Source organism: Teichococcus aestuarii (assembly GCF_003116135.1).
Lineage (GTDB): Bacteria > Pseudomonadota > Alphaproteobacteria > Acetobacterales > Acetobacteraceae > Pseudoroseomonas > Pseudoroseomonas aestuarii.
This window is the reverse complement of sequence record NZ_PDOA01000031.1, coordinates 1-26,426: the sequence shown is the minus strand read 5'-3', so window position 1 is coordinate 26,426 and position 26,426 is coordinate 1. Positions and strand designations below refer to the sequence as shown.

Sequence of the window (26,426 nt, the reverse complement as noted above, 5' to 3'; positions counted from 1 at the left end):
GTGGCACCGATCCCCCGGCGGTGGTGTTCCGCTACGCCCCTGGCCGCGGGCAGGAGCATGCCAGGGCGCTGCTGGCGGGCTACCGCGGCATCGTCCAGTGCGACGGCTACGCCGCCTACAAGGCGCTAGCCGGGGACGTGACGCTGGCGTTCTGCTGGGCGCATGTGCGGCGCGGGTTTTTTGACCTGGTCAAGGGCGGCGCGGCGCCGATCGCCAGCGAAGCCTTGCAGCGCATCGCCGCCCTCTACGCCATCGAGGCAGAAATCCGCGGCCGTCCTGCCATGGAACGCCTGGCGGTGCGCCAGGCCCGCAGTCGGCCGCTGGTGGCGGAGCTGTTCACCTGGCTCGACGCCCAGCTCGGGCGCCTGCCGCGGAGCAGCCCGACGGCGGAAGCGATCCGCTACGCGCTGAACCACCGGACGGGACTGGAGCAGTTCCTCGACGACGGCCTCATCGAGGTCGACAACAACGCCGTGGAGCGGGCGATCCGTCCCATCTGCCTCAGCCGCAAGAACGCCCTGTTCGCCAGTGGCGATGATGGTGGCGCCCGCTGGGCCGCCATCGCCTCGCTGGTGGAGACCTGCAAGCTGAACGGCGTCGATCCGCAGCGCTATTTTACCGACCTGCTGACCCGGCTCGTGAACGGCTGGCCCAACAGCCGCATCGACGAACTCATGCCATGGTGCTGGGCCAGCGCCAGTGAGCAAACGTCAAGCGCCCCCGCGTAGGGCCTCCAGACAGCGCTTACGATCGATCATCTTATGGGGCATGAGCACCGGCCACCTCCCTAAGAGTCGCTGCCACATGGCGCACCCCCGCATCGCCTTCCCGCCGGCGGTGCCAAGCGAGGTGGATCGAGAAGCCTTCCACCGCGACCGGCGGCTCCAGCACCGCAAGCCCGTCGCGCATCTCGGACGCGATGGATCGGCCCGGCAGCAGCGCGATGAGGTCGGAACCGAGGAGCAGCGGCGGCACCAGCAGGAAGTTTGGCACGACGAGCCCCACACGCCTCACCCGGCCATGACGCGCCAGCGCCTCGTCCAACGCGCCGTGCACCTCCCCGCGGCCGGAGACGAGCACGTGCGGATAGGACAGCCAGCGGTCGAGGTCGAAGTCTGCGACGGCGGGGTGGTCGCGGCGCATGGCGACGACGTAGCCCTCCCGCAGCAGCTCCTCGCGGCGGATGTCGGGGCCAGCCGAGGGGAAGACCGACGCCGCGAGGTCGAGCGTGCCGCGCGTCAGCGCCTCCATCGCCGCCGGCGCACCGTGCCAGGGCTGCACGACAAGGTCGAGGCCCGGTGCGGTGCGCGACAGCGTCGCAACCAGCGGGTCGAGCAGGAGGGCGGCAAGGCTGTCTGCCATGAGGAGCCGCACGGTCTGGCGGAGATCCGCAAGCAGCACCTCCGACGGGGCGAGCAGGTCCACAAGGCCGGCCAACGCGTCCTTCAGCCGCGGTCGAAGCGCCTCGGCCTTGGGCGTGAGGCGCATGCCCCCGGCCGCGCGCTCCAGCAGCCGGTCGCCGAACAGGTGGCGGCAGCGCTCGAGCGCGCTGGAGGTCGCGGGCTGCGACAGGCCGAGCCGGTCGGCGGCGCGGGAGACATGTGCCTCCTCGAGCAGGGCGTCGAGCACGACGAGGAGGTTCAGGTCGACGCCACGAAGGTTCATGGTGTGGATAATGGCATATACAGATTATCTGTTGGAGTGATCTCGCGTGGCCTCCCACTCTCCGCCCAGCACACAGGAGGCCACGATGTCCCGAACCCTGATCCTCTTCTTCCACCCCACCCCCTCACGTTCGAAGGCGAATGCCGCCTTGCTGGCCGCCGCACGGCCTCTGCCCGGCGTCGAGATCCTCGACATGGGCGCGCTCAACCCCGAGGGCGCGATCGACATCGAGGCCGAGGTCGGGCGGCTGCTCGCCGCCGACCGGCTGGTGCTCCAGTTCCCGGTGCAGTGGTACGCGACGCCCCCGCTGCTGAAGGCCTGGCAAGACGCGGTGCTGACCTGGCTGTTCTACATCCGGCCGGAGGAGGGGGCGCGGCTGCACGGCCTGCCGGTCACCCTCGCCGTAACGGCGGGAAACGTACCAGAAGCCTATGGACCGGCGGGCGTGAATCTCTACCCGCTTGAGGAGCTGTTGCGGCCGCTGGAGGCCACCGCGCATCGCTGTGGGATGACCTGGTCGCGGCCTTTCCTGCTCTACCGGGCGAACAAGCTTACGGTCGAGGAACTGGCGGCGGCGGGCGAAGCCTATGCCGCGCACCTGAAGCGGTGGATTGCGGCGACGGCGGAGGCCGTCTCTGCCCGCGAGCCCTCCTTGCGCATCCTAGCGGAGGCCTGAGCCATGAGGCGCGTCCTCGATACGCTTCCTGACCTCGCGCAGGGCACGCCGGGCACCTTCGTACTGGCCGCCCGCGCACTTCCCCTTGGGCTGCTGGGGCAGTTCCTCGTCGCGGGACAAGCGCTGTTCCGCGACGTGGAGGTCTGGAGCGCCCATGCCGCACTCGGCATTGGGCTGGTCCTGCCGGTTATCGCCTTGCTAGGTGGAGTGCTGCTGATGCGGCGGCTGCGCTGCTTCGCTTGGTGGACCGGCCTCGTTGCCCTCCTCTACGCCATGCAGGTCGCGCTCGGCGCCGGGGGCGAGGCGCTGCCGCTCTCGCTTCATCCGTTCAACGGCGCGCTCCTGCTCGTGGCAAGCCTCGTGCTGCTCGCGAAGGTGGAGCGCCGACGAGCCGCGTTGGCGGCCAACGCCGCGGTCGCTACGGAAGAGCGCCTGCCGCCCAGCTAGATCAAGCCAGAATGATCGCCTGACCCGCATTCCGGACTCGTTCACCTTTTGCGTTGTCTATCTGACAACCGACACTACGCCCTCTGTTGACCAGCCCTCCAACTCGGCGCTACTGGCGCAGCAGCGCATGGATGCGTCGATAATTTTTGAGCAGGGTACTCGTCAGGCTGCCGGCCGGTCCGCGCCATGATTAGTGATTTTGCGCGCATGGCGTGAACCTGCCCTGCACTTCTGATGTAAGATGCCTCTACCGCTTGAGAGCGGACCTCTGCAGGTTGGTCATGAGGACCGCGTCGGGTTGGCAGCCGTCGAGCGCGCCTCCAGCACCATGTCCGCTCCCTCACCTCGGGGCTCGAAGTGGCCAGGTGGCTTCCGGCCCATCTCTGATGTCATTCAAGCGTATCCAGCTTAATAGTGCTTGCTATCCGCCTCCGATCTTGGCGCAGAGAATTCAGGATCAAGATGCCGATCCGTCGTGAGCTACGTTCTCTTTATCCGCCGCACTGGCGCGCGCTGAGCGCGGAGGTTCGCTTTGGCCGCGCCGGCGGCCGGTGTGAGCGCTGCGGCCGCCCTCACAAGACACTGCTGCGCTGTCTGCCGGATGGGCGCTGGTTCTGCGAGCGCAGTGGCACTTGGCGCGACGGTCGCAACCGCCCTGCCCGCTGGCCCAATCTGCTCGACGCGGTGCAGATCCGCACCACGAAGGTGGTCCTGGCTACCGCGCACCTGAACCACGACCCGCGCGACAACCGCCTGCGCAACCTTCATGCCCTTTGCCAGCGCTGCCACCTGCTGCACGACCGCGCCTACCACCGCGCGCAGCGGTGGAAGACCATGCGTCGGCGCTGGGCCATGGGTGACCTCTTCCTTGGCCTCTACGCGTGACCGAACCCTGAGTTGGATCGGCCTGTAGCCTCCCACCTCTTCCTAAGCGGAAGTGAAACCGCCGATGCGGCAAATGACAAGCGGGGCGATCCCGTGTCTGACAATGCTCTATCCTGCTGGGGCTGGCTCGGCGCGGAGCGGCGAAGAGGGCAGCCGGTGAGAGCATGCCCGGCGAGGGTCTTTGCCGGAGGCGGGCCACCTCCTTCCCCTCACCCTAGGCGAGACGCTCAGCTCCGGCACCTTGCTCAAGTGCGGGCAACGGACGAGGCCGCCGGGGCGGTACACCAGGGCATGGCCGGCGACGCGGTTTCCGGCGGGGACAGGCTCTCCTGCAGCGCCTCGTCGACGGCGTCGAGGTCGTGCGCCGGGTCCTCGGCGTGCCAGACCCGCTCCGCCAGCGGCACCTCCACGCCCATCCCGTCGAGCAGCCGGTGCAGGGCCAGCCAGGCCAGGAAGCGCTCGCCGCCGGCTGTGCTGGACCGACTCCTTTCCTTCCGCATGCGCGGTTCTCTGATGCACTTGAGAAGGCGCCGGATAAAGCTTGCAGCCCGAAGCGGACGATTAAGGAGATGGACCAGGGGGTTGATATCCCAAATGCCTCCATACCCTGTATCCCCCTATCCACGTAATCCCATAGCTTCCTTGCCCCCTAGGCGCTTCTATGCGCCTATCCACAAAGGGCGACTATGGGGATAGCCGCCTAATGTAGGGATAGGGGGATATGGGGACTATTATAACGGTTGCCTCAGGCAAGGGCGGCTGCGCCAAAACGACCACGGTGATGATCCTAGCAGCCAACTTGGCGGCAAAGGGCTTCAAGGTCGCAGTGGTCGATGCTGACCGGAACCAGAGTTTCGCATCATGGCATGCTGCTGCCTATGAGGGACCTCCTCTCACCTGCCGCAGCGAGGTGGATCATATCAAAGTGGTAGACCTTGCAGCCGAGTTGGCTGAAGGCCATGACATCGTATTGGTTGACACCGCCGGTTTCGAAAACCTGACCGCTGCCTCTGCGATCGGCATGGCCGATCATGTTCTTATCCCCTGCATGCCCGACCGCGGCAGCGTGCTTGAAACAATGCGGACTGGCCGGCAGGTTGGTAGTCTCTCTAGGGCGGCTAGGCGGTCTATCCCATATAGCGTGGTGCTGACTCGCTGGAAGCCGCGTGGACTTTCAGAGCGGGCTGCTCTGGAAAGCCTCCAGGAAGAAAAGATCACTCCACTTCAGCAAAGTTTTGGAGATCTGGCCGATTTTGCAAAAATGTCCTTCAGCGGCATGGTTCCGACCTCTGGGAAGGTGGGCCAACAAGCATCTAGCCTGATAGAGGAACTAACCGGAAAGGGGGCTATTCCCCTTACACCAAGTACTTCCGCTAAAGAGGTGGCGGCATGAGCAGCTTCAAGCCTAAGCGGGTTAGCGGCGCGGATCTGGCTGCTCAGCTTTCCGATGCCACTCGGCACACCCCAGCAGCGGTGGTTACTCAAATCCGCCCTGAGGCGCAGCCTGTCCCGACAGCCGTGGAGGCCGCCAACACCCAGGTCAACTTCAAGGTCACGGCCGCCTTTGCCGACCTAATTGCGGAGGAAGCGGCGAAAGTCGGCAGTACCCGGCGGCTCTTCGCACGGCTGATGCGGGATGCTGGCTATCCAGTGCCTGAGGCGGACGTGAATCCACCTGAAGGACGTCGCAGGGGGCGTAGGGAAGATAGTCGGAAAGGGGGATAGGCCGTCTACCCGCATAGCCGGGTAGAGGAAACTAGTACCGGTATCTTATGCCCTGGCCATCCTTGTGGAGTCGCGCGCCCATCTACTGTGCCTTCTTGCGAGGGGAGGCCGTTGACAACCCTCAGGGTTCCTGTGCTTTTTTGCGATGAAAATGTGCCTTCTTGCGAGGAGCACTCTGAGCGAATCAAGGGCTTCTCGAGTTATCCCGTGCCTTCTTGCGAGCAAACTAATAGTTAATATTCCCCAAATAGCTTCCTCGCAAAAAGGCACGGGGACGCGCTGTACCAGCATATGGCAATAGGGGATTGAGCTGGCGAGCGGCTACAGGGGCGGCCTGAGCATGGGCACAGTGCATGAATTGCTGGAGGCCAAAGGGAAGACCGGCGCCATCCAGGCAGGGCTAGATCGTACCATCGTGGAGGCAGCCAGCCTCTACATGGCAGATGAAGATGGTAGCCTAGGCTTTGCCTTTAGCGGCTGGGCTCAATGCGCTCTTCCGCACCGTCGCTTGGCTCCGAGTGACCGTTGGGAGATCGCCGGAGAGAGGGTCCGGCTGGTTGTTGAGCCAGGCCTGCGGCCCTCTGACAACGATGGTCCTATGGAATACGTCGGAGTCCCATACGGCTCGATTGCCCGGCTCATTCTGCTGTTCCTACAGACCGAAGCACTCCGGACGGGCTCGCGCGAGATCGAATTGGGCGGCAGCCTGCGCCAATGGTTGTCTAGGCTCGGCGCTAGCATCGGTGGATCGAACGCACGCGCGGTGCGAGACCAAGCCGAGCGCATCAGCCGTTGCCGCCTGACTTTCCATATCCAAGGTTCTGGCAAAGTCGGACTGGTTAATCAGAGCATCGTTGACCGGGCATTGTTCATTGACGACGAGATGGCTGGCCGGCAAGGCCGCCTCTCACTTGAGACTGCCAAGCTAAGCGAGGGCTTCTTCGAGCAGCTCCAGAAGCATCCAGTGCCGCTGGAGGAAGCCGCCATCCGGGCCATCAGCAACAATCCAGCTGCTCTCGACGCCTACCTTTGGCTGGCCTACCGCCTACATGTGCTTTCTGGCGATAAGCTTATCACTTGGAAGGCCCTCAAGGCGCAGTTCGGCGCCGGCTATAAGGAACTGTTCCACTTCAAGCCTCGCTTCACTCACGCATTGAGCTTGGCGGCCGCCGTTTATCCCAAGGCGAAAATCGACGTAGTGGAGCAGGGAGTGATCCTAAAGCCGTCACCACCGCCTGTACCCTACAGACAGTTCGCTATCCGCTAAAACCCCCCCCCCCTCGCAAAAAGGCACACACTGGACCTGCTGCGCGAGACAATCTGCGTCGGTGGATATGCGGCGCAACGGTTTACGAGGCCAAGGCTCGAGGTCTCGGTCGGAGATTGACGATCAGGCAAGGGATACCGGATCCCACCTCTCTGGTGGACGCGCGGCTGCGGGAGGTGGGCCCTCAGTTGCCTGACCTTGCGCCGTTGAGGATCGATGCCTGGGAGAGGCGTTTGAACGTCTGATGCCGGCACAACCCGGTACCTTCGCCGAAGCGGCCGAGTAGGGCAGCTGATACCGTGCGCGTCGCCGCAGTTGCCAACCAAAGCGGGCGATCACGGCGCCGTCGCTGGTCGAAGCAGGGCAGGGGGATCGTCTCTCGGTTGGCGCCCAGGACCGTCTGCGCTGCACAGCCTATGGCCATCGCGGTGCACCGTGGCAGCGGTGAGGTTGTTGATTGGGCCCCGGCCTGCCAACCAGGCGGGGACGGTCGAGGCAAGGATGTGGCGAATGTTCCAGCCCGATGGGCCCGCCTGAAGCGTCCTCTTTGAGCGGGGGCTAGACGCGGCAATGGCCTTCTCCGCCTACCGCCCGAACAACTGGCCCAACACCTCCGCGGGGTTGCGGTGGACACCGTCGCGATAGCCGTCCCGACGGCCCTGCTCATAGGCCCGGCGGCGTTCGTACTCGGCGCGACGCGCCCGCTCCTCATGCCGCCAGTGGCGCTCGACCCGCCGTTCCCGCTCGTGCCAGCGGCGCTCCTCATGGCGGTCCCAGCGCCGCTCGTAGCGGCCATGGCCGCTCTCGTCCTTCCAGGGATCCGCCACGGCCGAGCTCAGAGGGGCCGTCAGGAACGCTCCGGTGATGGCCAGCAGAAGAAGCCGTGTGGTCTTCATGGTGGTTCTCCCAGGTGATCCGCAGAACCCTGGAGACCGACGAGGGCGCGAATAGGGTTCCGATGTGGCACGGGTACCGCAAGTGTGGCAGAGCAGCGCTTTGAAAGAGCAGGAGAAGGATGTGACCGCTGCTGGCTCTGGGCATGAGCCCTGGGTCAGTCATGACCGCTTTGCTGCACTGCGAGAGCCGAAAAGCCGCTCCGCCTCTGACTGGGGAGATCCTTCATCATTTCTGGCGAAAATGAATTATCAGACGCGACTGTGGCAAAAGAATCATCTTAGTTTTACAAGCACGATAATGAAGGATTATCGTTAGCCCCTGCTCTCCAGCAGGGCCCAGAACCCGGCTTTGCGGCCGTGCTCGCGCCTGAGACGCGCCAGAAACACGTCATGGTTCTCGAAGCCGGGCTCCGCCGGCAGCAGCGGCGCGAGGCCGGCGCAGGCTTGGACATCACGCACCGCGTACGGGTACTGCCGCGAAGAGGCCCGCCGCAGCACGTCCTCGGCCAGAGTCCGGTGCAGCAGCGTGGCGGCAGCCGGATATCGCTCGGCCAGCGCCTCAGCCGCGGGGCGGAGGCGGCCATAGTCACGCCCGTCCATCTCGCCATGATGTGCCCGCACCAGCCGGTCCGCCGCTCCGAGGTTGGGCCAGCCGGCTAGAAAGCTGAGTGCCAGATTGCGGTCGGGATGCGCCATCGCGTGCGCCACTGCCCGGTCCTCCGCTTCCATGTCGTCGAAGCCTGGCAGGGCGCGAAGATAGGGGCGCAGGTGCTGCGGCGTCAGCCAGCGGCGGAAGGCCTCCCACCGCAGCGCCTGGGCCTCCTCATGCCGCCCGAGCGCGTCGAATGCCGCGATGCGCAGGTCAGCTTGGCGGACCTCCTCGCCCTCATGTCGTTCGGGCGCCCGGTCCAGCCAGGCGAGCGCCTCGCCGGAGCGCCCATGAGCGATCAGGCGCTCGGCGATGTCGCTGGCGAAGTTCTCCGCCCGGCCGCCTGCTTCGGCGGCCGCGATATAGGCGTCAACGTCACCCTCAAGGTCCGCCAGGTCGCGCAGGCGGAAGGCGATCTGACCGCGCCCGTGCCAGCTCTCAAAGGCGTCGGGCTTGCGGGAACGCGGCAGCGCGGCGAGACGCGCCTCCAGCAGCCGGCGCAGTTCCGCCCGGCCCTCGGGACCGAGCGCCGGGCCAGCCGCTTCCAGCAGCCGGTCGGTCTCGCCGTAGCCGTCGGCGTCCCAGAGCGCCAGCACCTCGCCGGCCAGCGCCACCGGGTCGGGCTGGGGCAGCAACGCCCAGAGCCGTCCGAGTTCGGCGCCTGCCTGCCGGAACACCTCGCCTAGCATTCCGCTGCCGTCGTCGCTGCGCTCAAACACGTTGTCGGCCAAGCCAAGCAGCAGCCGCATCTGCGCCACGGCCGCGCGCGGATCCGTCTTGGCCAAGGGGCCGGCGATCGTCTCGCGCAGGCTGTCGAGTTCGCGGGCGAGGGGGCGCACTTTGTCCCATTCGATGAATCCCCGCGAGCGCCCAATGGTGCGCAGCCGCTTCTCCACCTCGGTGGCAAGCCGGCCAGCGCCATCCGTTCCGGCGAGTGCCAGGCGCAGCGTGCGGGCCAGGGCGGCATCATCCTTGGCCTGCACCATCAGCAGCTCGGCCAGCCGTCGCGCACCCAGCTGCTCCAGTGCCTCAGCGCTGAGCGCACGCGAACGCGGTGCGGCCTTCTTCGGCTTGGGATGGTCAGGGGAGGGTGCTGTGGGTTCCTCATCGGACGCTGGTGGTGGGGTGAGACGTGAGCGGGATACCCGGGCGCGTGGCGGCATGCTCAGCTCCTTGCAGCTATGGTGGCGAGGAAGGAGGCGTCGCCTGGTGCCAACCACTCCCGGAGCTTCGACCAGCGCCGGCGCGCACCCTGGTTGCGGATGGCAATGGCCAAGGCCCGGCGCTGCCCGACCAGCACCACCAGCTTCTTGCCCCGGGTCACGCCGGTGTAGAGAAGGTTGCGCGCCAGCATGGCGTAGTGCTGCGTCGTAAGGGGGATCACCACGGCCGGGTACTCCGACCCTTGCGCCTTGTGGATGGTGGTCGCGTAGGCCAGCACCAGCTCATCGAGTTCGCCGAAGCCGTAGATGACAGGACGGCCGTCAAAGCTGACCGTGAGTTCACCCTCGTCCAGGTCCATGCCCATGATCACGCCTAGGTCGCCGTTGAACACCTCGCGCTCGTAGTTGTTGGCCACCTGCATGACCTTGTCGCCGGGGCAGTAGGTCCAGCCGAAGCGCTCAACCCGGAGCTCGCCCGGCGGGTTGAGCGCCTGCTGCAGTTCGGTATTGAGCGCCCGCGCGCCAAGACCGCCGCGGTTCATCGGGCAGAGCACCTGGACATCGCGGACGAAATCGAGCCCAAAGCGGGCCGGGATGCGTTCGCGCACCATGGCCAGCAGCTTGCGGACGCCGTCCTCGGGCTCGTTGGCCTCGACGAAGAAGAAGCCGCTGCCTGTGGTTGTCTTGAGCTTGAGCATCTGGCCACGGTTGATGCGATGCGCATTCACCACGACCTAGCTCTCGGCCGCCTGGCGGAACACCTCGGTCAGGCGCACCACCTGGACGGCGCCCGAGCCGATGATGTCGGCCAACACCTGCCCAGGCCCGACACTCGGCAGCTGGTCCACATCGCCCACCAGCAGCAGCGCCACCTTATCGGGCAAGGCCCGGAGGAGAGCGCGCATCAACGGCACGTCCACCATCGAGGTCTCGTCCACCACGAGCAGCTCGCAGGCGAGCGGGTTCGCCTCGTCACGCTTGAAGCCGCCTGTTGCTCTGTTGAAACCTTCTGATTCTGGCGACGCTGCGAGGATATTTGGACTCTGGATGCGAGGTTGTCGATGCGCAGCATGACGAAGTCGGCGGTCGGGGTAGCGCGCGAGGCTTTGGCTGTCGGGCGCCAAACATTCCCGGCCTATGGCAGCCGGACCTCGCGGCATGACTTCACCCAAGCCCAGCTCTTCGCGTTGCTGACGCTGCGCCAGTTCCTGCGAACCGGTTATCGTGGTCTCGTCACCTTGGTGGCCGAATGGCAGGAGCTCCGGAAAGCCCTGGGGCTGCGGAAGGTGCCGCATTATTCCACCCTGGCCTACGCAGCACGCCGTCTCATGCCCGAGGCTGAAAAAGGGGGGTCTTCCACCACCCCCAGGTAGTCATCATTGAGCGTGCCCGGGCTGCCGGCCTGATCAACGCCTCTCCGACGGCCGCGGTCGACGCCACGGGGCTGGCAACGCGCCATGTCAGCGAGCATTTCGGCAAGCGCCGAGGGGATGGCAAACGCTCGGGCCATCGACAGCGTGCCTGGCCCAAGCTGACTGCGGTACTCCATACCTATTCGCACCTGATCGTCGGCGCGGTAACCGGCATCGGTCCAAGCCAGGACTCGCCAGACTTCACGCCCGTCATGCGCCAGGCTTCAAGCATCATGGTTTTTGACACGGTGCTGGCCGATGCTGGCTACGATGCCGAACACAACCACCGCCTTTGCCGCAAAGACCTCGGCATTGCTCGCACCGTCATTGCCCTGAACCGCCGCAATACCGGGCGGCGCTGGCCAAAGACGCCCTACCTGCGAGCCCTCCGGCAACGCTTTCCTCGGGTGCTTTATCATCAGCGCTGGCACATCGAGAGTGGCTTTAGCCAACACAAGCGTCGCCTCGGCTCAGCGCTGACCGCGCGAGGACATCAGGCTCAGCGGCGCGAACTCATTCTGCGCGTCCTCACCCACAACCTGATGCTCCTCGCCGCAACCGCATGAGCCTTTCAACAGAGCAAGATGCCTTTGCAACGTCGCCTCTGCGGCGTCCTTGGAAAACCTCTTGGATGCAGGAGTCTAGTTGTTTCGATACGGCCTCGATGCTGTACACTGCGGAAGATTTCCTGGCATTCTCGGCAAGGTGCTCATAGAACCTTTTGTCATCCGCCAGGCGTTCGAGATGAGAAGCCAAAGCTGCATCGTCGCCAGGCTCTATACTCAGACCGGTAACTCCATCTTTTACATTCTCGGCCAATCCTCCGATGCGGGATACGATGGCCGGCACGTTGAAAATCGTGCCTTCCACGCTCACGCGCCCGAACGGTTCCCGCCAGAGGGACGGAACAACGACCACGTCAATCTCGCCAAAGAAATCCTTGGACGCCATCCAACCAAGAAAGCTTGTCGATGACGCAGGGAAAGCGGTGCGCAGCATGGCAGTGTAGACCTCCTCGCCCCTGCCGGCGATAGCGAAGGAAATGTCGCCACGCCCTTCGAGGCGCCTAGCGGCGGCGGCCAGGACCTCGATACCCTTGTTAGGCGTGTGCGTGCCGATGTAGCCCACCCTGAGGCGTCCTGCCTGACGCTGCCGCCGCGTGCCGCTGCCCTCAATGGCACCGGGGATGACGTAGGTCCTGGCATGGCGGAAGTATCCCTTCTCAAGATGGGCATCGCGCAGGAACTCGGTCTCGGTGATCAGCGCATCCACATTCTGCGACATGGCCTTCTTGCCGACGGAAACGGCCTTACAACCCAGGCACTGGCTGCAATTTCCTGACGCGTTGAACAGCGAGCCACGCCAGCACATCAGGAAATAGCTTTGCGCGACATGGATGCATGGAATGCCGCGCTGCCGCGCGGCGAGCCAAGTCGCCACATTGATATTCTCGACACTGACCGTCATCAGGATGTCCGGAGCAATCTCCTCGATCAGCTCGCCCAACCGCAGAAAGGAGCGCGGGTTGAAGTTCTCGATGGCGTGCCAGAGCAGCTTCTTCCAGGCCGGGTTCGGCTTGTAGTAGTTCCAATAGACATTGAGGCTGGGCACGGTTTCAACGGTCAAGCCATCGGACTCGGTCCGGCTCGCCTGATCCGCCACTGTCACCACATGCACCTCGTGTCCGGCTTTGACGAGCGCCTTGGCTAGCATCTGGCTGCCGATTGGCCCGCCGCCACGGCCCTGCGGCGGAAAGGAAGCGCAGGCCAGGAGAATACGCATCTCAGAACTCCGATGCGGCACAGCCGCGTGAACAGATCATCGGCCCGCAGAAGAACACAGTGGGAAAAAGCACAGCGAGAGGATGCACGGCGCGTCCCTCCCTCACAGAGCCACCCGCCCCAGGACAGCGCGGCTGGAGAGCACGCCGACGGCGCCGATGGCCACGGCCTCCAGCACGTTGATCGCCGCGACAGCCAGCAGCGAAGCAGCCCAGGCGGCGACCAGCTTTGCGGCCAGCGCCATTAGAAACACCACGATGCGCGCCCGGGCATAGCCGACTTCCCCACCGCACATGGCGGGGATGACGTGGTTCATCCCCGCCAGGGCCGCCACCACCGGGCTGGCCGACAGCAGAATGAGAACCAGTGAGAAGGCTGCAAATTCCGGACGGAACAGGCTCATCGCCTCTTCCCGGAACAGAACCAGCACCAGAGCGACCAGGAGCACGGCCGCGCCCATGCCGCGCGAGGCTTGGCGGGACAGCCGGACGATCTCCCGAACGTCGCCCTGCGCCCAGGCAACCGGAATGCGCGGTGCATTGGTCATGTTGACGCCGAAGGGGATGAAGTAAAGGAGCTGAGTCAGGCGCTGCGCTGCGAAATAGGCCCCGAGCTCCGCGCCCTGGAAGCCCGCAGCGATGCCGAGCACCAGCGTATCGACCTGAACGCCGGCCTGGCTAACAAGGGAAAGCAGCAGTAGCGCCACGGAGCTTCCTGGCACGGCGGCGGCGGTTTCCCCGTCCCGCTCCGGCGGCGCGCGGCGCCACCAGCGGGCGATGCTGAACAGGAATAGTGCCAGGGACGCCGCCAGGCCCAACGCGTAGAACGCCGCAAGGGTGGCCGCGCTGACCTCGACCGCCAGGAACCAGAGCACCGCCATTGGAACCAGAAGAACCAGCTTCCACAAGATCTCCCGGGCCGCCACGGCGCCGAGGACACTGCCGCTTCCCCGATCCGCACCGAACAGGAACTCCGTCAGCCCATTGGCCACGACCAGCACCGCCAGGAAGCAGAGCACGGACGCGGAGGGATCGGCCAGGGACATCCAGCCATACAGCCCCGCCGCCGCCGTGCACAGAATGACCCCAAGTCCGACCATCCGGGCCGCGCGGCGCAGCGCCTTGCGGTAACCGACCTGCCCGTGCTTCTGCAGGATCGGCAGCACCCGCAACATCTGCTGGTCCTGCCCCAGAGTGGCCACGGGTCCGAACAGGCCGACAGCGGCGAAGATCAGGGCAAAATCGTTGAATCCTGCCACATCGGTGACGCGGGCCGCCAGGGCGAAGAGCAGGTATCCCAGGCCGGCGCTGAGGAAGCGCATACCCAAGGCGAGCACCGGTACGGCGCGTGGCCCGAGTGGAACCATCCAGGCGGAAATGCGCCCGGCAGGCTGAGCCCGCATCATGCCGCAGGCCTCGTGCCGCGCGCGGTGCGATGACGGGAAATCTCCGCCCCGATCACCCCCGCTATGATCATCTCCGCCCGGGCCATGACCGGGTGCGTGACAGCACCCCCGCTTTCCCTGCGCAGAATCATGCCTGGGAAACCGGTTGGGAGCGCAGAAGCCGTGAAAGCTCCTCCGCCAGGCGAAGGATCTCACCCGCCTCTGAGCCCGAAGGCTGCGGCACGCCGGCGGTGTCGCGGCCATAGGCTCGCCGTCCGATCCGCAGCGCCTTCCGCATCAGCGTTCTCGCTTCCCCTCCCAGGGCTGGATGAATCATGGACAGCGCCACTACGAAGGTGTGCGGGCCGATGATGGCGGGCGCGTAGAAGCGCGACGTCAGGATGCGCCAAGCCTGGCCGCGCTGTCCGGCATCGGCGGCATCCAGCACGGCGCCGCCGGAGATCCGCCGAAGCAGCGCGGCTTTCGCCTCAATCGCCTCGGCGGAAACTTGCATGGCAAGCACCGCTTCGTAGAACAGGTGATGGCCCTGTCGCACCGTGTCCGACCGCAGGATGGAAACATCGCTCAGCCGGTAGGCCGACACGAAGCGGTCGATGAAGCGGACGGTGCCGGCCGGTGCCGCTGCGCCGAGGCGGATGGCAAAATCCGCGTCCACGGCGTGCCCGACCTCACTTTCCGTTCTGTATCCTACGCTGCGAGCGAGCTCGGTGCACACCAGGAAGCCGTTATTGGGAATCCGCTGCGCGAGCCCCGCCTCCAGGCCGGAGCGCTGGGACCCCGCCTGCCGGGCCGTGCGCTGATAGCTGCAATTCAGCGCGATGGTCTGCCCCGCATTGGCCCGGCCGCCAGCGTCGACCACGATCTGCTTTCCGAAAACGCAGATACTGGGCGGATGCCCCTGCCAGTCCTGCACCATCAGGTCGATCGCCTGTGGCAGCAGCAGGTCGTCATCATGCAGCAGAACCAGCCTGGGCGAAGCGGCATTGCGGAACAGCCAGTTCACATTGGCCGACTGGCCCTTGCGAACGCTCTCCCGCTCATGCCGGAGGGTGACGCCCTCCGGCAAGGCGAGGCCGGCCGTGACACGCTCGCTGGCATCGTCCGGCGAATTGTCGCCGATCAGGATCTCCAGCGGCCTGTGGTTCTGCAGAAAGCAGCTCCTGACCGCTTCTTCCAGCAGTGCCGGCCGGTTCATGGTGGGGATGCAGATGGTGATGGCGTTCGGATTCATCGGCGGGTCCGCTTGCTATCTACCCTTACGACTAGCTGGGCAGAAGAAAAACTCGATTGAGCGATGCGCGTCATTATTCCTGCCTCGCATAGCGGGACAGCAGGGCCAACTGCGGCTTGCCGGAAGCACCCGGCGCAATGGCGAAGGGGTCGTCATCGGCCCATCCGAGCCCGGCGGCCCAATAGGTCCAGCCCATCCAGACATCCCGGTTGGCGGCCATGTAGGAGAGCAGCGTCGAAAGCTCCGCCGTGCAATCCACACCTGGCCCGGCAGAGAACTCGCCGAGAAAGCCGCGCGCCCCGATCCGCCGCGCCCAGCTCGTGAAAGGCTCCAGCAAGGCGCCGCCACGTCCGGCGACGCAGCTGGCACTCCGGCCGGAATGATCGGCGTCGAGATACTGGTGCACGTCGAAGGCGATGTTGTCGGCCGGATCGACAATGTTCGAGAGCGCGTCGGCCGAGCCGGAACTACGCCAGGCATGGGCACCAGAATAATGTGTGCCCGACAGCAGGATGAGGTTGCGCGCGCCCTGCTGACGGATGGCCCCGATGGTCCGGTTGTAGGTCACCGCCAGGGCGCCGAGATCGACCTCGTAAGGCTCGTTCATGAGGTTGAACACCACACCGGGATTGTTGCGGTAGATCACGGCGAGCGCCGCCCAGAACCGCGCGAATTCGGTGGCCGGCACGGCGGGGTCCTCACCGATGATCCGGGGCCTGCCGCGCACCAGCCGGCGCATGTAGTTGTGGCAATCGATGACTGCGTGGCCGCCCATGCTGCCGGCCTCGTCGATGATGGCGTTGAGGTAAGCGAGATAGCGCCTGTCGAAGCTGCCTCCGAGTTCCGGCTGCAGCCTTTCCCAGAGCACCGGAATCCGGAAGGCCGTGAAGCCCTGTCGCCGGAACGCCGGGATCTGCGCCTCCTGTCCCGCGAAATACCCGCCCGGACGGTCTCGCTCCCCCGGCCGCTCCGTGCCGAACTCCAACCCGGCCAGGTTGACGCCGGCGAGAAAGGGGCCGCCATGGTGCCACTCCTGCTCCTCCTGCGGCGCGATGCCGTTAGGAAACAGCGCCAGCCGTGTCAGCTGCGCCGGGCACTGCGCGGAGAGCAGGCCGGATGGCGCGAGCGCGAGCCCGGCGCCGCGAGCCAGCACCCTGCCGCCCTCTCCTGTGCCACGCAGCAGGCGGGGGGAAAGCCGCACCTCGTCCGCCGGGCGCATCATGCCCGTCTCGGGGATCCAGGAGGAACAGCCCGCCTCACCCGCTTCGACCTGCGCGCCGAGCACGTCGAGATGCGCCGCGCCGTCATCCGAGGCCGGTGTCAGGCGCAAGCGCGTGGCCCTCTCCTTCCCTGGATGAAACACGAAGCTTATCTCAGTGAGACCACCCTGCCGCGGCAGGACCTGAATGGCCGAGAACCGACCCGCTCTGTCATGAGCCGAGGTGAAGAGGACGGAGCTGCGCGCACCCTCGAAGAAGGCCTCTGCGCCATCCGCCGCGCGCGCCGCGACGCGGAACCGTCCCGAACTGCCGATCATCAGCCAGATCCGCACCGAGACTGGCTGCCCTGGCGGGAGATCGCCGGTGAACTCGCACCCGGCGTGCCGCGCAGCCGACATCATGCGCGCCGCCCGGAAGGCAGGATGGACTGCTGAGCCGAGATCCATGGTCCTCACCGTGTCCCATCGTCGCCAGCTGTTCGGGTTCATCGGGCTGAGGGCGAGTTGCCTGCTTTCCGGCTCCATCAGGAGGCCGCAGTCCGTAATACGGGGCGCATGGGCCGGGAAGGCCACCAGCGTGCCGTCCCGCGCCTCGGCATAGGCCAGCGGGACATCGCGGCGAACCTCCAGCAGGCCGGCCAGCGGCCGGCCCGGCGGCGCGGCGCCGATCACCCCGGCCGGATCGTGGATGCGGCTAAAGGGAAGGTCCACTACAAGGGCTTGGTGAGATGCTTCCAACGGCCTGACCCAGGCGGGCGTGGCGCCTCGCGCCTGCGATGTGCGCGGCGCCAGCACACCAGTGGCCAGCAAGGCCGCGAGACTTCTCCGGGCCACGCCGAAGGGGCCATCGTGGCGGCTTCGGTCCGGTAAAAAACGGGGCGGCATGGGTTCAGGCCATCGCCTGCCGTTCGCGCCCCGGGTCATGCCCGAAGCCACGCCGCGTGGCGCCGAGGGCGCCGCAGAGCAGCCAGGCGAGCGCAGCGGTCTTCATGGAGAAGGCCGCCGTTCCGGTCACGCTGAGCAGCAGGGCGAAGTAAATGCTCAGCATCAGCACAAAGCTTGTGTGCTCCGCCGATCTTGGCCCCGAAATGTGCCACAGCATCACCAGCAGCCAAATCAGAAGATAGATCGGCGCCCCCAGGTTGTTGGCCAAATAGGCGTGGCCGGCATCGATGGTGGTGACGGGCGACGGCGCCAGGGCCAGCCAGTGCTGCCAACCCCAGCTCCACAGGACCTCGCCGGCAAAGGAAATACGGCCGACGAAATCATCCGACACGATCACCGGGATCGAGCCCTCCTCATGCCGCAGCGCGCCGATCACCAGCAGTATAGTAATGACGGCCGGGATCGCCAGCACGGCGGCCGTCCGCTGTAGCGCGGCCGGCAGCATTGCGGCAACCGCCATGACGCAGCAGCACGCCGCGGCAAAGCGTGAATCTGCGAGCACCACCATGACGCAGGACAAACCGACCCACACCCAGCGGTTCCGCGAGCGGAAGGAGATGAACCAGGCGAAGCACAGCGCGGCGAAGTTGCCGGACGATACGGGCTCCAGGAAAACCGAGGACACCCTGTGGGAGCCCAGCAGGAAGCCAAACATGTTGCGCCCACCAGCACGGTCGGCGCTGACGAAGAAGGAGGTGTCGGCCCATTCACCGGCGCTCGGATCGATCAGCCCACGCGCCGAGAAATAGTTCCAGATGTTGAAGAAGCGCGAGAAGAGATCGGGCGTCGCCAGCTCGAAAACGCCCACTCCCAGCACCCCCGCCAGGATCATTCTGGCCGCGCGATCCACAAAGCCAACATCGCATTGCGTGCCCAGCCTGTAGAACACGAAGCCCAGCAGCAGATGCCGGAGGATGATGAGGTCAGCTTCCGGGTTCACCAGCCGCAGCGCAACGAGGTAGGCCGTGATGATGGCGGCGCAGGCAACATCGCCGGGCCGGGTGAGAAAGCCAGATAACAGCATGGCCGCCGCAAGGATCGCGGCTTCCGCAGGAATGTGCAGCGACGGCGCGGCGCCCAGCCCCCCGGTGTGCAGTGCACAAAGACCGAGATGCAGCGCGGTCGCCAGAACCAGCAGGGCGAGAACCGTCTTCCGCTGGAAGCCACCGTCTGGCGCAATCATTCCATCCATCCGGCGTGGCCCAGCCGGGCCGCCCGCCAGGGAAACACTGAGGGCGGCCTGCTTCATAGCGGCCTCAGCTCTGTCCCGCGGCGGACAGCACCGGCGCAGCCGGATGTTGGTAGCTCGCGTGATAAAGGTCGAGCCGACCGCTCTGCGCGCGGTTGACCACGAAACCCAGAATATTGGCGCCGGCCGAACGCAGCCCGTTGATGGCGGACTGTACCGCATCCTCGCGCGAGCGGCCCCAGTTGACGCAAACGATGGTTTCGTCGGCGAGCTTGGCCAGGGCGCAGGCATCCAGCAGATACCCGGCCGGCGAGGTGTCGAGCAGCACCAGGTCGTACGCCCTGCGCACTTCCTCGATCAGGCCGCGCATGCGGGTGTTGCTAAGCAGTTCCAGGCTTTCGGCCGCGAGCTCGCCCGCCAGGATCACGTCGAATCCCTCGCCTTCGCGGCGGCGCACCACCTCGTCGCGATCAGCCTTGCCGCGCAGATAGGTGGTCAGGCCACGCGTGCCCGACATGCTCAGTGAGGTGCCGATGCTCGGCCGGCGCAGGTCGCATTCGATGACCAGCACCCGGCGTCCGGAAGCCGCGGCAATGCGTGCAAGCTGAATGGTCATGAAGCTCTTGCCGGCACCTGCCTCGGCCGAGGCCATCATCACGACACGCGAGCCCGGAATCTCCTTCATCAGCACACTGCGGCCGAACAGGGTGCGCACGCCATCCTGCAGCTCGGCCGGCGACTGATGCCACGGCATCTCGGCCAGCCCGCCGCGCTTCAGGCGAATGCGGGGGATAAGGCAGATGACCGGAAGCGCCGTGCCGGAGGAAAGCTCCGGAAGGGTGCGCACCGTGCGGTCGAACAGATCGCGGATCAGCGCCGCGGCGGCGCCGAGCAGCAGCGAGAAGATGACCCCCGCGGCGGCGATGCGCGAAGCCGGGGCGCCCGCCGGCCGCATCGGCAGCTCGGCCTTCGAGAGCAGGCGCGCATTGCTCGTCACCAGCCGCTCCTCGACCCGGAGCTCGCTGACCCGGGTCGTCATGGCGTTGTAGAGCCCCCGCTTCACCTCGATGTTCCGGAGCATGCCGCCCACGGTGAACTCCACCCCCGCCTGCCTTTGCACCCGGCCGGAGATTTCATCGAATTGCTGGCTCATGGCGCGCACCCGAGCCTGGGCGCTGTCCCGCGCCAGACGCAGCGTCGGGTCACCCGGAGAAACGTCGAGCCGGGCGGCGGCCATAGCGCGGTCCGCCTGCGCCGAGGCCAGCTCGCGCGCCACAGAGGACAGGCTCTCCGCGGCTATCAAATTGTTCTCGCCGCGTACCAGCCCGTTGCGCTTGCGGTAGTCCTCGATCCCGGCCTCCTCGGCCTTAATCTCCTGCTCCAGCCGGCTGACCTCGCCGGCCAGCCAGTCCAGCGCCATCAACCGCGGCCGGACCCTGGAATGCAGGTCGAACTCCAGATACTGCTCAACCAGTGAATTGGTCATGGTCATGGCGGCATCGGGCGTGGCCGCCGTGAAGCTCACCTTGATGACGCGCGATCGGCCGACCACCGCCACATCCTGCGCAGCGCCAAAGGCCATTAGGGTGCGCGTCCGGTCCCCGGCCTGTTCCGCGCAACCCGGCGCCGGCCACAACCTGGCCTTGAGGTCGAACAGCAGGTCGTTGTCTCGCTGCGCCTCGCAGGCCGCCACCCAGGCCGCAAGCGCCACGGAGTCGTGGTAAACCGCATCAAGCATCTTCGGCGAGCGCAGCACCATGACCTGGCTCTCCAGGTCCGACGGATCGCCGGTTCGCTGGATCTGCACGGCGAGCTGCTGCGTGGCGACGCCCTCATCGCCGGCGATCAGGATCGTTGCCGATGCCGTGTAGGTCTTCGGGATCAGCAGAATCGCGCCGGCGGCCACGCCCAGCACGAGCAGCGCAACGGACAGGAACCATCCCTTTCGCCGCTTCATTCGCTGGAGGATGTCGAGGACGGCTGTGCGCAGCGTTTGGTCGTTCGGCATCAATGAACTTCTTTCGAACTCAGCGGAGCGGACGCGGCGGCGATCTGGGATGCAGCGTGATGGTCTGGACCCATCCACCGGCCGCCGGCGCGGAGCACGCCGCGATAGACCGACGCATAGCGATCCGCCGCGCCTTCCCAGCCATAGCGGGCGGAGGCCGCGATGCAGCGCCGGCGAAGCGCTTGGATCTCGTTCGGCCCGGATCCCGCAAGGCCTTCCATGGTAAAGGCGGCGGCAGAAAGGGCGGAGGGGCGCAGCATGACGCCGCATCCCGCCTCCGACAGGAAGGCTGAGAAGCTCGGAATATCGCTGAGCACGGGGATCAAGCCGGCGGCCAGCGCCTCCACCGTGGCTAGGCCGAAGCCCTCATGCTCCGACGCGCTGGCAAAGAAGCTCGCTTGGCCAATGAGGCCGCGCAGTTCGGCTATGGACGGGTTGACGAGCACCGAGACCGCCCCGGCCTGGCCGGAGGCGGCGGCCATCCGCTCGATATCCTCGCCCGAGTGATCGGACCGCGCACCGGCTACGGTGAGCCGCCAGGACGGGTCGAGCCGGCGCAGCTCGGACAGGAGCCGGACCAAAAGATCGATGCGCTTGTGCTGCGCGAAGCGGCCGAAATACACAACATGCCGCGTTGGCTGGTACGCCGCTGCATCGGCGAACTTCCCGATGTCCACACCATTCTCAACAGTCACCAGATTGCCGGGTGCGATGGTCGCGAACATCCGGGCGTCGGCGTGACTGGCGGCCACGATGGCGTCATAGGCCCGGCAACTTGCCCGTGTCACGGTGCGGAACCAGACCTTCTTGAGTCCCGCCGCGAAGCCGGAATGGAAGAAGCCGCCATGGGTGGTGGCAACAAGCGGCTTCCCGTGCCAGGGGCGTGTCAGGGCGAGCCAGTCGAAGAAGAAATCGACCGCATGCACATGCACCAGATCCGCTCCGGACAGCTGCGCCAGAACCGCGGGCGCCAGCGGATAGCGGCTCGAGCCGCTCCATGAGATGCGCCGGACTGGAATGCCATTGATATGCTCGGTCGGTGGCAACCGCGCGCCGGGCTGGGTGAAAATGCCATTGAGCGTCACGACGCGGCTGTTGTAACCGAGCCGGTCACGCTGCCGCAGCACCAGGTTGATGACCGCGTCCTCAAGGCCACCGATGCCGGGGCTGAACTGGCGGACCAGGTGTACAACCTTCATCACACCTTCCTTTCGCGCTTCTTCATGGCCAGCTCGCCCAGGATGTGGACGCCGAAAACAGGAAGGCCGAGCATGTAGCGCCGCCACAGGCGCCGCGGCTCAACAGCCAGCCGCACCGCCCATTCGAGTCCCAGATTAGCAACCCATCGCGGCGGCCTCCGCACATGGCCTGCCGCATGGTCCACCAGCGCCCCGGCCGTGATTGCCACGGGAACCTCCAAGAGATGCCAGTGGTCGTAAAGCCAGCGTTCCTGCAGCGGCATCCCCATGTTAATGAGGAGAATGTCAGGCTGCGTCTCGTTGATGTGCCGGACGATCCGCGCATTGTCCTCGGAACCGGCGCGATGATCGAAGAAACCGTGCTGGCAACCTACGCTGCAAAGGCCCGTCTGGCCGGCGTAACTCTCGGCGGCCCGCTCAACCACGCCGGGCTTGCCGCCTAGCCAGTAGAGCGTGCAGCCCTCAGGTGCCAGCACGGCGGCCACATCCGGCAGCCATTCCGGCGGCGTCGTTCGGTGGAACAGGCGGCCATGCAGCAGCCTGGCGGCAAGTTGCACACCGGCACCGTCGCAGAAGGCGATGTCGGCACCATCATAGAGTTCGGATAGCCAGGGCAGGTCGCGCGCCACCGTCAGCAAATGCGCGTTCGCGTTCACGACATAGGCACGCTGGCGCTGACGCACGGCATCCACGACCCGTGCCACAATGGCACTCCGCGGCACGTCGTCCACCCGAATGCCCAGGATCCGCGTGTTGGAACCCAATGTGGCGGACCTGTCGGCGAGCCGGCTCTCGACCCGACTCACGGTCGCGACGGTTTGCAGATTGCTCAACGATGTCTCCTGAGGAGTCGGTGCGGTTTGTGCTGAATGCAGCTTAGTCGGCGGACAGGGTTGCAAAACCGCCCAAGGCCGTGCGGAGAATAATGCGCACGTCGAGACCGACACTCCAATTGGCGATGTACCAGAGATCAAGATTAACCCGCCGGCGAGCCTTGGCGAGGGTGTCCACCTCACCACGCGAGCCATTCACCTGAGCCCAGCCGGTGATCCCGGGCTTCATACGATGCCGCAGCGGATAGGTCTCCACGGCGCTGCCGAAGATCTGGCCTTCCACCTTCATCTTTGTGGCGTGTGGCCGCGGACCGACTAACGACATGTCACCCGCCACCACGTTGATGAGCTGCGGAAGCTCGTCGATGCTGAGGCGCCGCAGCACGCGTCCAACAGAGGTCACACGCGAGTCCCGCGCAGTAGTGCGACGTTCGCCGCTGATGTCCTGGAGATCCGACCGCATAGTGCGAAACTTCCACACTAGTACTTCCTCGCAGCCGAGTCCGAAGCGCACCTGCCGAAAGAAGACAGGCCCTGGCGAGGTAAGCTTGATCGCTAAGGCCACCAGCACAAAAAGCGGCGCGAATGTTGCCAAGAGCAGCGTAGCGCAGATGAGGTCGATCGCCCGCTTCTCCAGCCCGCCTGGTCCCGCCGTCAGGTTGGGAAGCAGTTGCACCAGCGGCGGCAGCGGCGCGGACGCTGGGCAAAACTCCGGTGTAACGTAGATACCCACGGGAAGATGTGCGAGTTCGCTGACGATCCGCGCCTGTTCCGTGGAGGAGATGCAGGTCAGCACCACCGTGTCGACCTCGGCGTCCCGACAGGCATTCTGCAGTTCGCGCCAACTCCCGGCATTCTCATTCTGAAGCCTCAGAGTCACCGGGCACCTACTCCGGCCCCGCAGCGTGTCGCAAAGTTCGACCGTCGCGTCCTCTGGGCCAAATACCGCAATACGACCATAGCCGATGCCCCAGCCTAGTGCTTCCACCGCGAAGCGAACAGCCAGTACGAACATGACGGCCGCTGTGGCCCAAGCGCACTGCCAGCTGATCGCCTGCACTTGCAGCACCGCCTGCACAGCAATCAAAGTCGCGAAGCCAGAAGCCAGGAACATTGCGGCTTGCCATGGAGTGCTGCGCCTGAAAGCCAACGGATGCGGATCCATTTGCAGACTTATCTGCCGGAATGCGACCGTGAGACCTAGGACTGCGAACGCTAGCAGCAGGATATCGAGAGACGTGGAGTTAGGCGCTCCGAACTGTGAAGCACACAAAAAGCCGAGACCAAAGAATGCTGTAAGCTGTGTCAAACAAGCTAGCACATGGATTGTCTGGTGGAAGTTGCACAGCTGCAAAGCTGCTGGCAGCGGATTAGGTTTTGCCCTGAAGCTGCCGCTCTGGTGACCCGTGGCGACAGCATCAAAGGTCATGTCGGTCCGGGCATCGCGAAGTCTGAACACAACTGTCGGACCAGAAACACCATTATCCATCGCCGACCTCGCACCATGATAAAGACATGAGCAGAACTAGCGACCGATGCATCGGTCGTGTCCTTTGCTGCACTGCAAATGGTTCTAGAAGAACGTTCTCTCCGAAAAAACGGAACTATCTGGAGATTTTGCCTGTTTTGTACAACCATTGGCAGCAGGATCTGCCGTTGCGCTCTATCGTCAGCGAGGCTCCCGGCGATTTTTTTTTACAAAAAAAACGTATTATCAGCGTATTAAAGTAGTTCCATGTCCTTACAGAACGAGGATGCTGACGCAGCGGATTCTCAACCCGCCAGATCATTCGGGAACTAAAACGGTTGTAGCGCATATCTTCACAATGGCGCGATCGTCGCGTCTGCAATGGCAGGTCGTTCCCCGCAGTAGGATGCTTATCATCACTGTTGCTGCGATCTGGACACCTCCAGAAACCCTGCGGCTCTGATGGATGATGGCGTTTTGAGGCTGCCGGGGCAGTGATGACGCGGTCGCTACTGCGCATTCCGGGGGAGCGGCGGCGATTGGCCTGCTTGCGTGCTGCTACGCTGGCGCGGCCTTGCCGCTCAGCCAGACGAGGCGCTGTTGATTGCCACTGAGACCTGGGATCTCCCGCACTTTCCGTGCTGCTGTTTTGGCCTCATGAGGGGCAGAGAACGCGGGCACGAAGGAGTTCAAAGCCGGCGCGGCCGTACATCGTGCGCTTGATCATCTTAAGCCGGTTGATCTGGCCCTCGACAGGGCTGGTACTCCAGGGCAGATCGAGCGCAGCTTGCACAGCCGCGATGTCTTTGCGCAACTCGGCGACAAAGCTCGCGAGAGGGGTGGCGACGGCCTCGTCCAATACCGCATCGAGCCTGTCGTCGCTCTGCCGCCGCAGCAGGCGGGCAATGCGCTTCGCGACAGCCACTGTTGCTTGCAGGACAGGTACTTCGCCCAGCAGGCGCATGACGAATGCGCGGTCGAGTTCAGTGGGCATTTCGCCGTTTGCCATCAGCAGGCGCGTGGCACAGCGAGGCGTGGGGGGCCGCCAGATAGGATCTCCAGCTGGTCCAGGACGTGGACATATGACGGGTTCGGTCCTGCGTCTCCCGGTGGCCCAGGCCCTGACAACCGAGGGACGACCTGCAAAGCCACTGCGCACCAGTTCCCGCCACAGCCGGGCAGCGTTATGGCAAGCCCTCGGCCCAGCGTCGCTCCAGAACGGCGCGATGGGGATCGAGGATGCTGCCGCGCCGCGGCATGCGCCAGCTGGGCGCGGCTCCAGCCCGCAGCCAGCGATGGAGCGTCTTGCGATCGGCACCAAGCTGGCGGGCCACCTGACTGATGGAAGTGCCCGCCGCGTGCAGGCGGGCGGCCTCCTCGTAGCGCGCCTGCCGCCAAGGATGTCCAGCCTCCTGGCATTGCTGAGCTGCTGGGGGCATGGCGGGGACGGCAACAACGGTCGCTGCTCTGATGGCACCGTCGGCCCTCACGTCCCTGCCGATCCGCCGGACCACAGCATAATGGCGCTCCACCACCGCCTCGACTGCCTCGCCGAGGTTGCGTAGCAGGTGCCAACGGTCGGCGACCTGCACCGCATCGGGCGCGCCCTGGCGAGCACCGTCGGCATAGGCGCAGGCCCGGTCACGGGTGACGACCGTGATGCCAGGATGCCGCCGCAGCCAGTCCCTCAGCGTCTCCGCCTGCCGGTCTGGCAGGAGATCGAGCACCCGGTTCCGCTCCAGATCAATGAGAATGCTGCCGTACCGGCGGCCGCGGCGCCAGGCCCAGTCATCGACCCCAAGCACCCGCGGCGGTGGACTGGGCTCCGATGACGGGTTCTGCCGGCAGGTCATGCGGAGCAACGTGTCGGCGCTGATGGGAACGGCCAGTCGCGCCGCGAGGCGCGCGCCGGCTTCGCCGCCTAGGGCCAGACCAAGATGCCGCTGGAGATCGTCCAGCCGTCGGGTGCGGCGTGCCGCAACGGCGGCACCTTCGACTAGGTGCTCGGCAAAGGTCTGACGCTGACAACCCGGATTCTGGCATCGAAGCCTGCGCGCCTGGATCCGCAGGGTCACCGGGCGACCCTGCCAGGGCAGATCCTGCAGGTGGACACCTCCAGAAACCCAGCGGCTTCTGCTTCTGAGGGTGGTTTGAGGCTGCTGCGGCGGCAACGGGGGGGACGAGGTGTGTAGCCCTGGCGAGGGAGCCACGACCGCGGCGTGGTCGCTGGCCCGCCGGGCGGATCGCTATGCTGGCGCGGCCTTGCCGCTCAGCCAGACAAGCCGCTTCATGTTGTAGGCGAGATTGGCCAGGCCGATCTTCACCTCGGCCCGGGCCAGGCCGATGGTGCGCACGACCAGGCC

General features: G+C 65.6%; 22 protein-coding genes and 3 pseudogenes. 8 read left to right on the top strand and 17 right to left on the bottom strand.

What is annotated here, in order from left to right:
• Positions 1-728: IS66 family transposase (tnpC, locus tag CR165_RS22630; protein WP_109519175.1), on the top strand; the 728-nt coding region annotated here is incomplete at its 5' end.
• Positions 729-759: 31 nt separating this feature from the next.
• Here tnpC and CR165_RS22625 read toward each other — a convergent pair.
• A complete protein-coding gene (locus CR165_RS22625; RefSeq protein WP_109519174.1) occupies positions 760-1,665 on the bottom strand; it encodes a LysR family transcriptional regulator in 906 nt (301 codons plus the stop codon).
• A gap of 85 nt (positions 1,666-1,750) precedes the next feature.
• Here CR165_RS22625 and CR165_RS22620 point away from each other — a divergent pair, with 85 nt between their 5' ends.
• From CR165_RS22620 to CR165_RS22610, 3 genes are all read left to right on the top strand, one after another.
• Positions 1,751-2,341, top strand: a complete 591-nt coding sequence (locus tag CR165_RS22620; RefSeq protein WP_109519173.1) for an NAD(P)H-dependent oxidoreductase — start codon at positions 1,751-1,753, stop codon at positions 2,339-2,341.
• Positions 2,342-2,344: 3 nt separating this feature from the next.
• The gene (locus CR165_RS22615) at positions 2,345-2,788 is read left to right on the top strand and encodes a DUF6220 domain-containing protein (RefSeq protein ID WP_109519172.1); all 444 of its coding nucleotides are present in this window, start codon (positions 2,345-2,347) and stop codon (positions 2,786-2,788) included.
• Between the two features lie 462 nt (positions 2,789-3,250).
• On the top strand, positions 3,251-3,673 hold the full coding sequence (locus CR165_RS22610; RefSeq protein ID WP_109519171.1) for a hypothetical protein: 423 nt from the start codon (positions 3,251-3,253) through the stop codon (positions 3,671-3,673).
• A 245-nt stretch (positions 3,674-3,918) separates the two neighbouring features.
• Here the strand turns inward: CR165_RS22610 and CR165_RS22605 are convergent, their stop codons facing one another.
• Complete coding sequence (locus CR165_RS22605; RefSeq protein WP_109519170.1) at positions 3,919-4,173, bottom strand: hypothetical protein; 255 nt, start codon at positions 4,171-4,173, stop codon at positions 3,919-3,921.
• Positions 4,174-4,394: 221 nt separating this feature from the next.
• Between CR165_RS22605 and CR165_RS22600 the strand changes: the two genes are divergently transcribed.
• Positions 4,395-5,066 (top strand): ParA family protein, encoded by a 672-nt coding sequence (locus CR165_RS22600; protein WP_109519169.1) that lies wholly within the window; start codon positions 4,395-4,397, stop codon positions 5,064-5,066.
• A gap of 672 nt (positions 5,067-5,738) precedes the next feature.
• On the top strand, positions 5,739-6,665 hold the full coding sequence (locus CR165_RS22595; RefSeq protein WP_109519168.1) for a replication protein RepA: 927 nt from the start codon (positions 5,739-5,741) through the stop codon (positions 6,663-6,665).
• A 584-nt stretch (positions 6,666-7,249) separates the two neighbouring features.
• On the opposite strand, the gene CR165_RS22590 is transcribed toward CR165_RS22595, so the two are convergent.
• The 3 genes and pseudogenes from CR165_RS22590 to CR165_RS22580 form a co-directional block, all read right to left on the bottom strand.
• On the bottom strand, positions 7,250-7,561 hold the full coding sequence (locus CR165_RS22590) for a hypothetical protein (RefSeq protein ID WP_109519167.1): 312 nt from the start codon (positions 7,559-7,561) through the stop codon (positions 7,250-7,252).
• Positions 7,562-7,873: 312 nt separating this feature from the next.
• On the bottom strand, positions 7,874-9,373 hold the full coding sequence (locus CR165_RS22585; protein ID WP_146202013.1) for a DUF6880 family protein: 1,500 nt from the start codon (positions 9,371-9,373) through the stop codon (positions 7,874-7,876).
• A 2-nt stretch (positions 9,374-9,375) separates the two neighbouring features.
• Positions 9,376-10,368: pseudogene (locus tag CR165_RS22580) on the bottom strand (ATP-dependent DNA helicase); the annotation flags it as partial.
• 60 nt (positions 10,369-10,428) lie between these two features.
• On the opposite strand from CR165_RS22580, the gene CR165_RS25255 reads away from it, so the two are divergent.
• Both CR165_RS25255 and CR165_RS22575 read left to right on the top strand, forming a co-directional pair.
• Complete coding sequence (locus CR165_RS25255; RefSeq protein ID WP_181378318.1) at positions 10,429-10,746, top strand: hypothetical protein; 318 nt, start codon at positions 10,429-10,431, stop codon at positions 10,744-10,746.
• Positions 10,747-10,748: 2 nt separating this feature from the next.
• A complete protein-coding gene (locus CR165_RS22575) occupies positions 10,749-11,351 on the top strand; it encodes a transposase (protein ID WP_109519165.1) in 603 nt (200 codons plus the stop codon).
• Here the strand turns inward: CR165_RS22575 and CR165_RS22570 are convergent.
• The 12 genes and pseudogenes from CR165_RS22570 to CR165_RS22515 form a co-directional block, all read right to left on the bottom strand.
• Positions 11,314-12,567, bottom strand: a complete 1,254-nt coding sequence (locus tag CR165_RS22570; protein WP_109519164.1) for a glycosyltransferase family 4 protein — start codon at positions 12,565-12,567, stop codon at positions 11,314-11,316. The two genes, CR165_RS22575 and CR165_RS22570, sit on opposite strands and share 38 nt — an antisense overlap.
• 102 nt (positions 12,568-12,669) lie before the next feature.
• Positions 12,670-13,971 (bottom strand): lipopolysaccharide biosynthesis protein, encoded by a 1,302-nt coding sequence (locus CR165_RS22565; protein WP_146202012.1) that lies wholly within the window; start codon positions 13,969-13,971, stop codon positions 12,670-12,672.
• Between the two features lie 127 nt (positions 13,972-14,098).
• Complete coding sequence (locus tag CR165_RS22560; RefSeq protein ID WP_109519162.1) at positions 14,099-15,202, bottom strand: glycosyltransferase family 2 protein; 1,104 nt, start codon at positions 15,200-15,202, stop codon at positions 14,099-14,101.
• Positions 15,203-15,275: 73 nt separating this feature from the next.
• Complete coding sequence (locus CR165_RS22555) at positions 15,276-17,132, bottom strand: glycoside hydrolase family 5 protein (RefSeq protein WP_181378317.1); 1,857 nt, start codon at positions 17,130-17,132, stop codon at positions 15,276-15,278.
• Between the two features lie 178 nt (positions 17,133-17,310).
• Positions 17,311-18,615: a hypothetical protein gene (locus tag CR165_RS22550; RefSeq protein WP_146202011.1), complete on the bottom strand. Its 1,305-nt coding sequence runs from the start codon at positions 18,613-18,615 to the stop codon at positions 17,311-17,313.
• Positions 18,616-18,622: 7 nt separating this feature from the next.
• Positions 18,623-20,563 (bottom strand): polysaccharide biosynthesis tyrosine autokinase, encoded by a 1,941-nt coding sequence (locus CR165_RS22545; protein ID WP_109519159.1) that lies wholly within the window; start codon positions 20,561-20,563, stop codon positions 18,623-18,625.
• Positions 20,563-21,762, bottom strand: a complete 1,200-nt coding sequence (locus CR165_RS22540; protein WP_109519158.1) for a glycosyltransferase family 4 protein — start codon at positions 21,760-21,762, stop codon at positions 20,563-20,565. Before CR165_RS22540 ends, CR165_RS22545 begins: the two co-directional genes overlap by 1 nt.
• Complete coding sequence (locus CR165_RS22535) at positions 21,762-22,595, bottom strand: WecB/TagA/CpsF family glycosyltransferase (RefSeq protein ID WP_181378316.1); 834 nt, start codon at positions 22,593-22,595, stop codon at positions 21,762-21,764. Before CR165_RS22535 ends, CR165_RS22540 begins: the two co-directional genes overlap by 1 nt.
• A gap of 43 nt (positions 22,596-22,638) precedes the next feature.
• A complete protein-coding gene (locus CR165_RS22530; protein WP_181378315.1) occupies positions 22,639-24,024 on the bottom strand; it encodes an exopolysaccharide biosynthesis polyprenyl glycosylphosphotransferase in 1,386 nt (461 codons plus the stop codon).
• A 694-nt stretch (positions 24,025-24,718) separates the two neighbouring features.
• A pseudogene (locus CR165_RS26245) lies at positions 24,719-24,898 on the bottom strand (ISL3 family transposase); the annotation flags it as partial.
• 349 nt (positions 24,899-25,247) lie between these two features.
• Positions 25,248-26,273: an ISL3 family transposase gene (locus CR165_RS22520; protein ID WP_109519154.1), complete on the bottom strand. Its 1,026-nt coding sequence runs from the start codon at positions 26,271-26,273 to the stop codon at positions 25,248-25,250.
• 36 nt (positions 26,274-26,309) lie between these two features.
• Positions 26,310-26,426, bottom strand: a pseudogene (locus CR165_RS22515) (IS5/IS1182 family transposase); the annotation flags it as partial.

Coding starts and splice junctions, on each gene's coding strand:
- CR165_RS22570 (WP_109519164.1), bottom strand. CDS start 12,567: ATGCGTATTCTCCTGGCCTGCGCTTCCTTTCCGCCGCAGGGCCGTGGC.
- CR165_RS22550 (WP_146202011.1), bottom strand. CDS start 18,615: ATGAAGCAGGCCGCCCTCAGTGTTTCCCTGGCGGGCGGCCCGGCTGGG.
- CR165_RS22625 (WP_109519174.1), bottom strand. CDS start 1,665: ATGAACCTTCGTGGCGTCGACCTGAACCTCCTCGTCGTGCTCGACGCC.
- CR165_RS22540 (WP_109519158.1), bottom strand. CDS start 21,762: ATGAAGGTTGTACACCTGGTCCGCCAGTTCAGCCCCGGCATCGGTGGC.
- CR165_RS22620 (WP_109519173.1), top strand. CDS start 1,751: ATGTCCCGAACCCTGATCCTCTTCTTCCACCCCACCCCCTCACGTTCG.
- CR165_RS22560 (WP_109519162.1), bottom strand. CDS start 15,202: ATGAATCCGAACGCCATCACCATCTGCATCCCCACCATGAACCGGCCG.
- CR165_RS22615 (WP_109519172.1), top strand. CDS start 2,345: ATGAGGCGCGTCCTCGATACGCTTCCTGACCTCGCGCAGGGCACGCCG.
- CR165_RS22590 (WP_109519167.1), bottom strand. CDS start 7,561: ATGAAGACCACACGGCTTCTTCTGCTGGCCATCACCGGAGCGTTCCTG.
- CR165_RS22545 (WP_109519159.1), bottom strand. CDS start 20,563: ATGCCGAACGACCAAACGCTGCGCACAGCCGTCCTCGACATCCTCCAG.
- CR165_RS22530 (WP_181378315.1), bottom strand. CDS start 24,024: ATGACCTTTGATGCTGTCGCCACGGGTCACCAGAGCGGCAGCTTCAGG.
- CR165_RS22565 (WP_146202012.1), bottom strand. CDS start 13,971: ATGATGCGGGCTCAGCCTGCCGGGCGCATTTCCGCCTGGATGGTTCCA.
- CR165_RS22600 (WP_109519169.1), top strand. CDS start 4,395: ATGGGGACTATTATAACGGTTGCCTCAGGCAAGGGCGGCTGCGCCAAA.
- CR165_RS22610 (WP_109519171.1), top strand. CDS start 3,251: ATGCCGATCCGTCGTGAGCTACGTTCTCTTTATCCGCCGCACTGGCGC.
- CR165_RS22585 (WP_146202013.1), bottom strand. CDS start 9,373: ATGCCGCCACGCGCCCGGGTATCCCGCTCACGTCTCACCCCACCACCA.
- CR165_RS22605 (WP_109519170.1), bottom strand. CDS start 4,173: ATGCGGAAGGAAAGGAGTCGGTCCAGCACAGCCGGCGGCGAGCGCTTC.
- CR165_RS22595 (WP_109519168.1), top strand. CDS start 5,739: ATGGGCACAGTGCATGAATTGCTGGAGGCCAAAGGGAAGACCGGCGCC.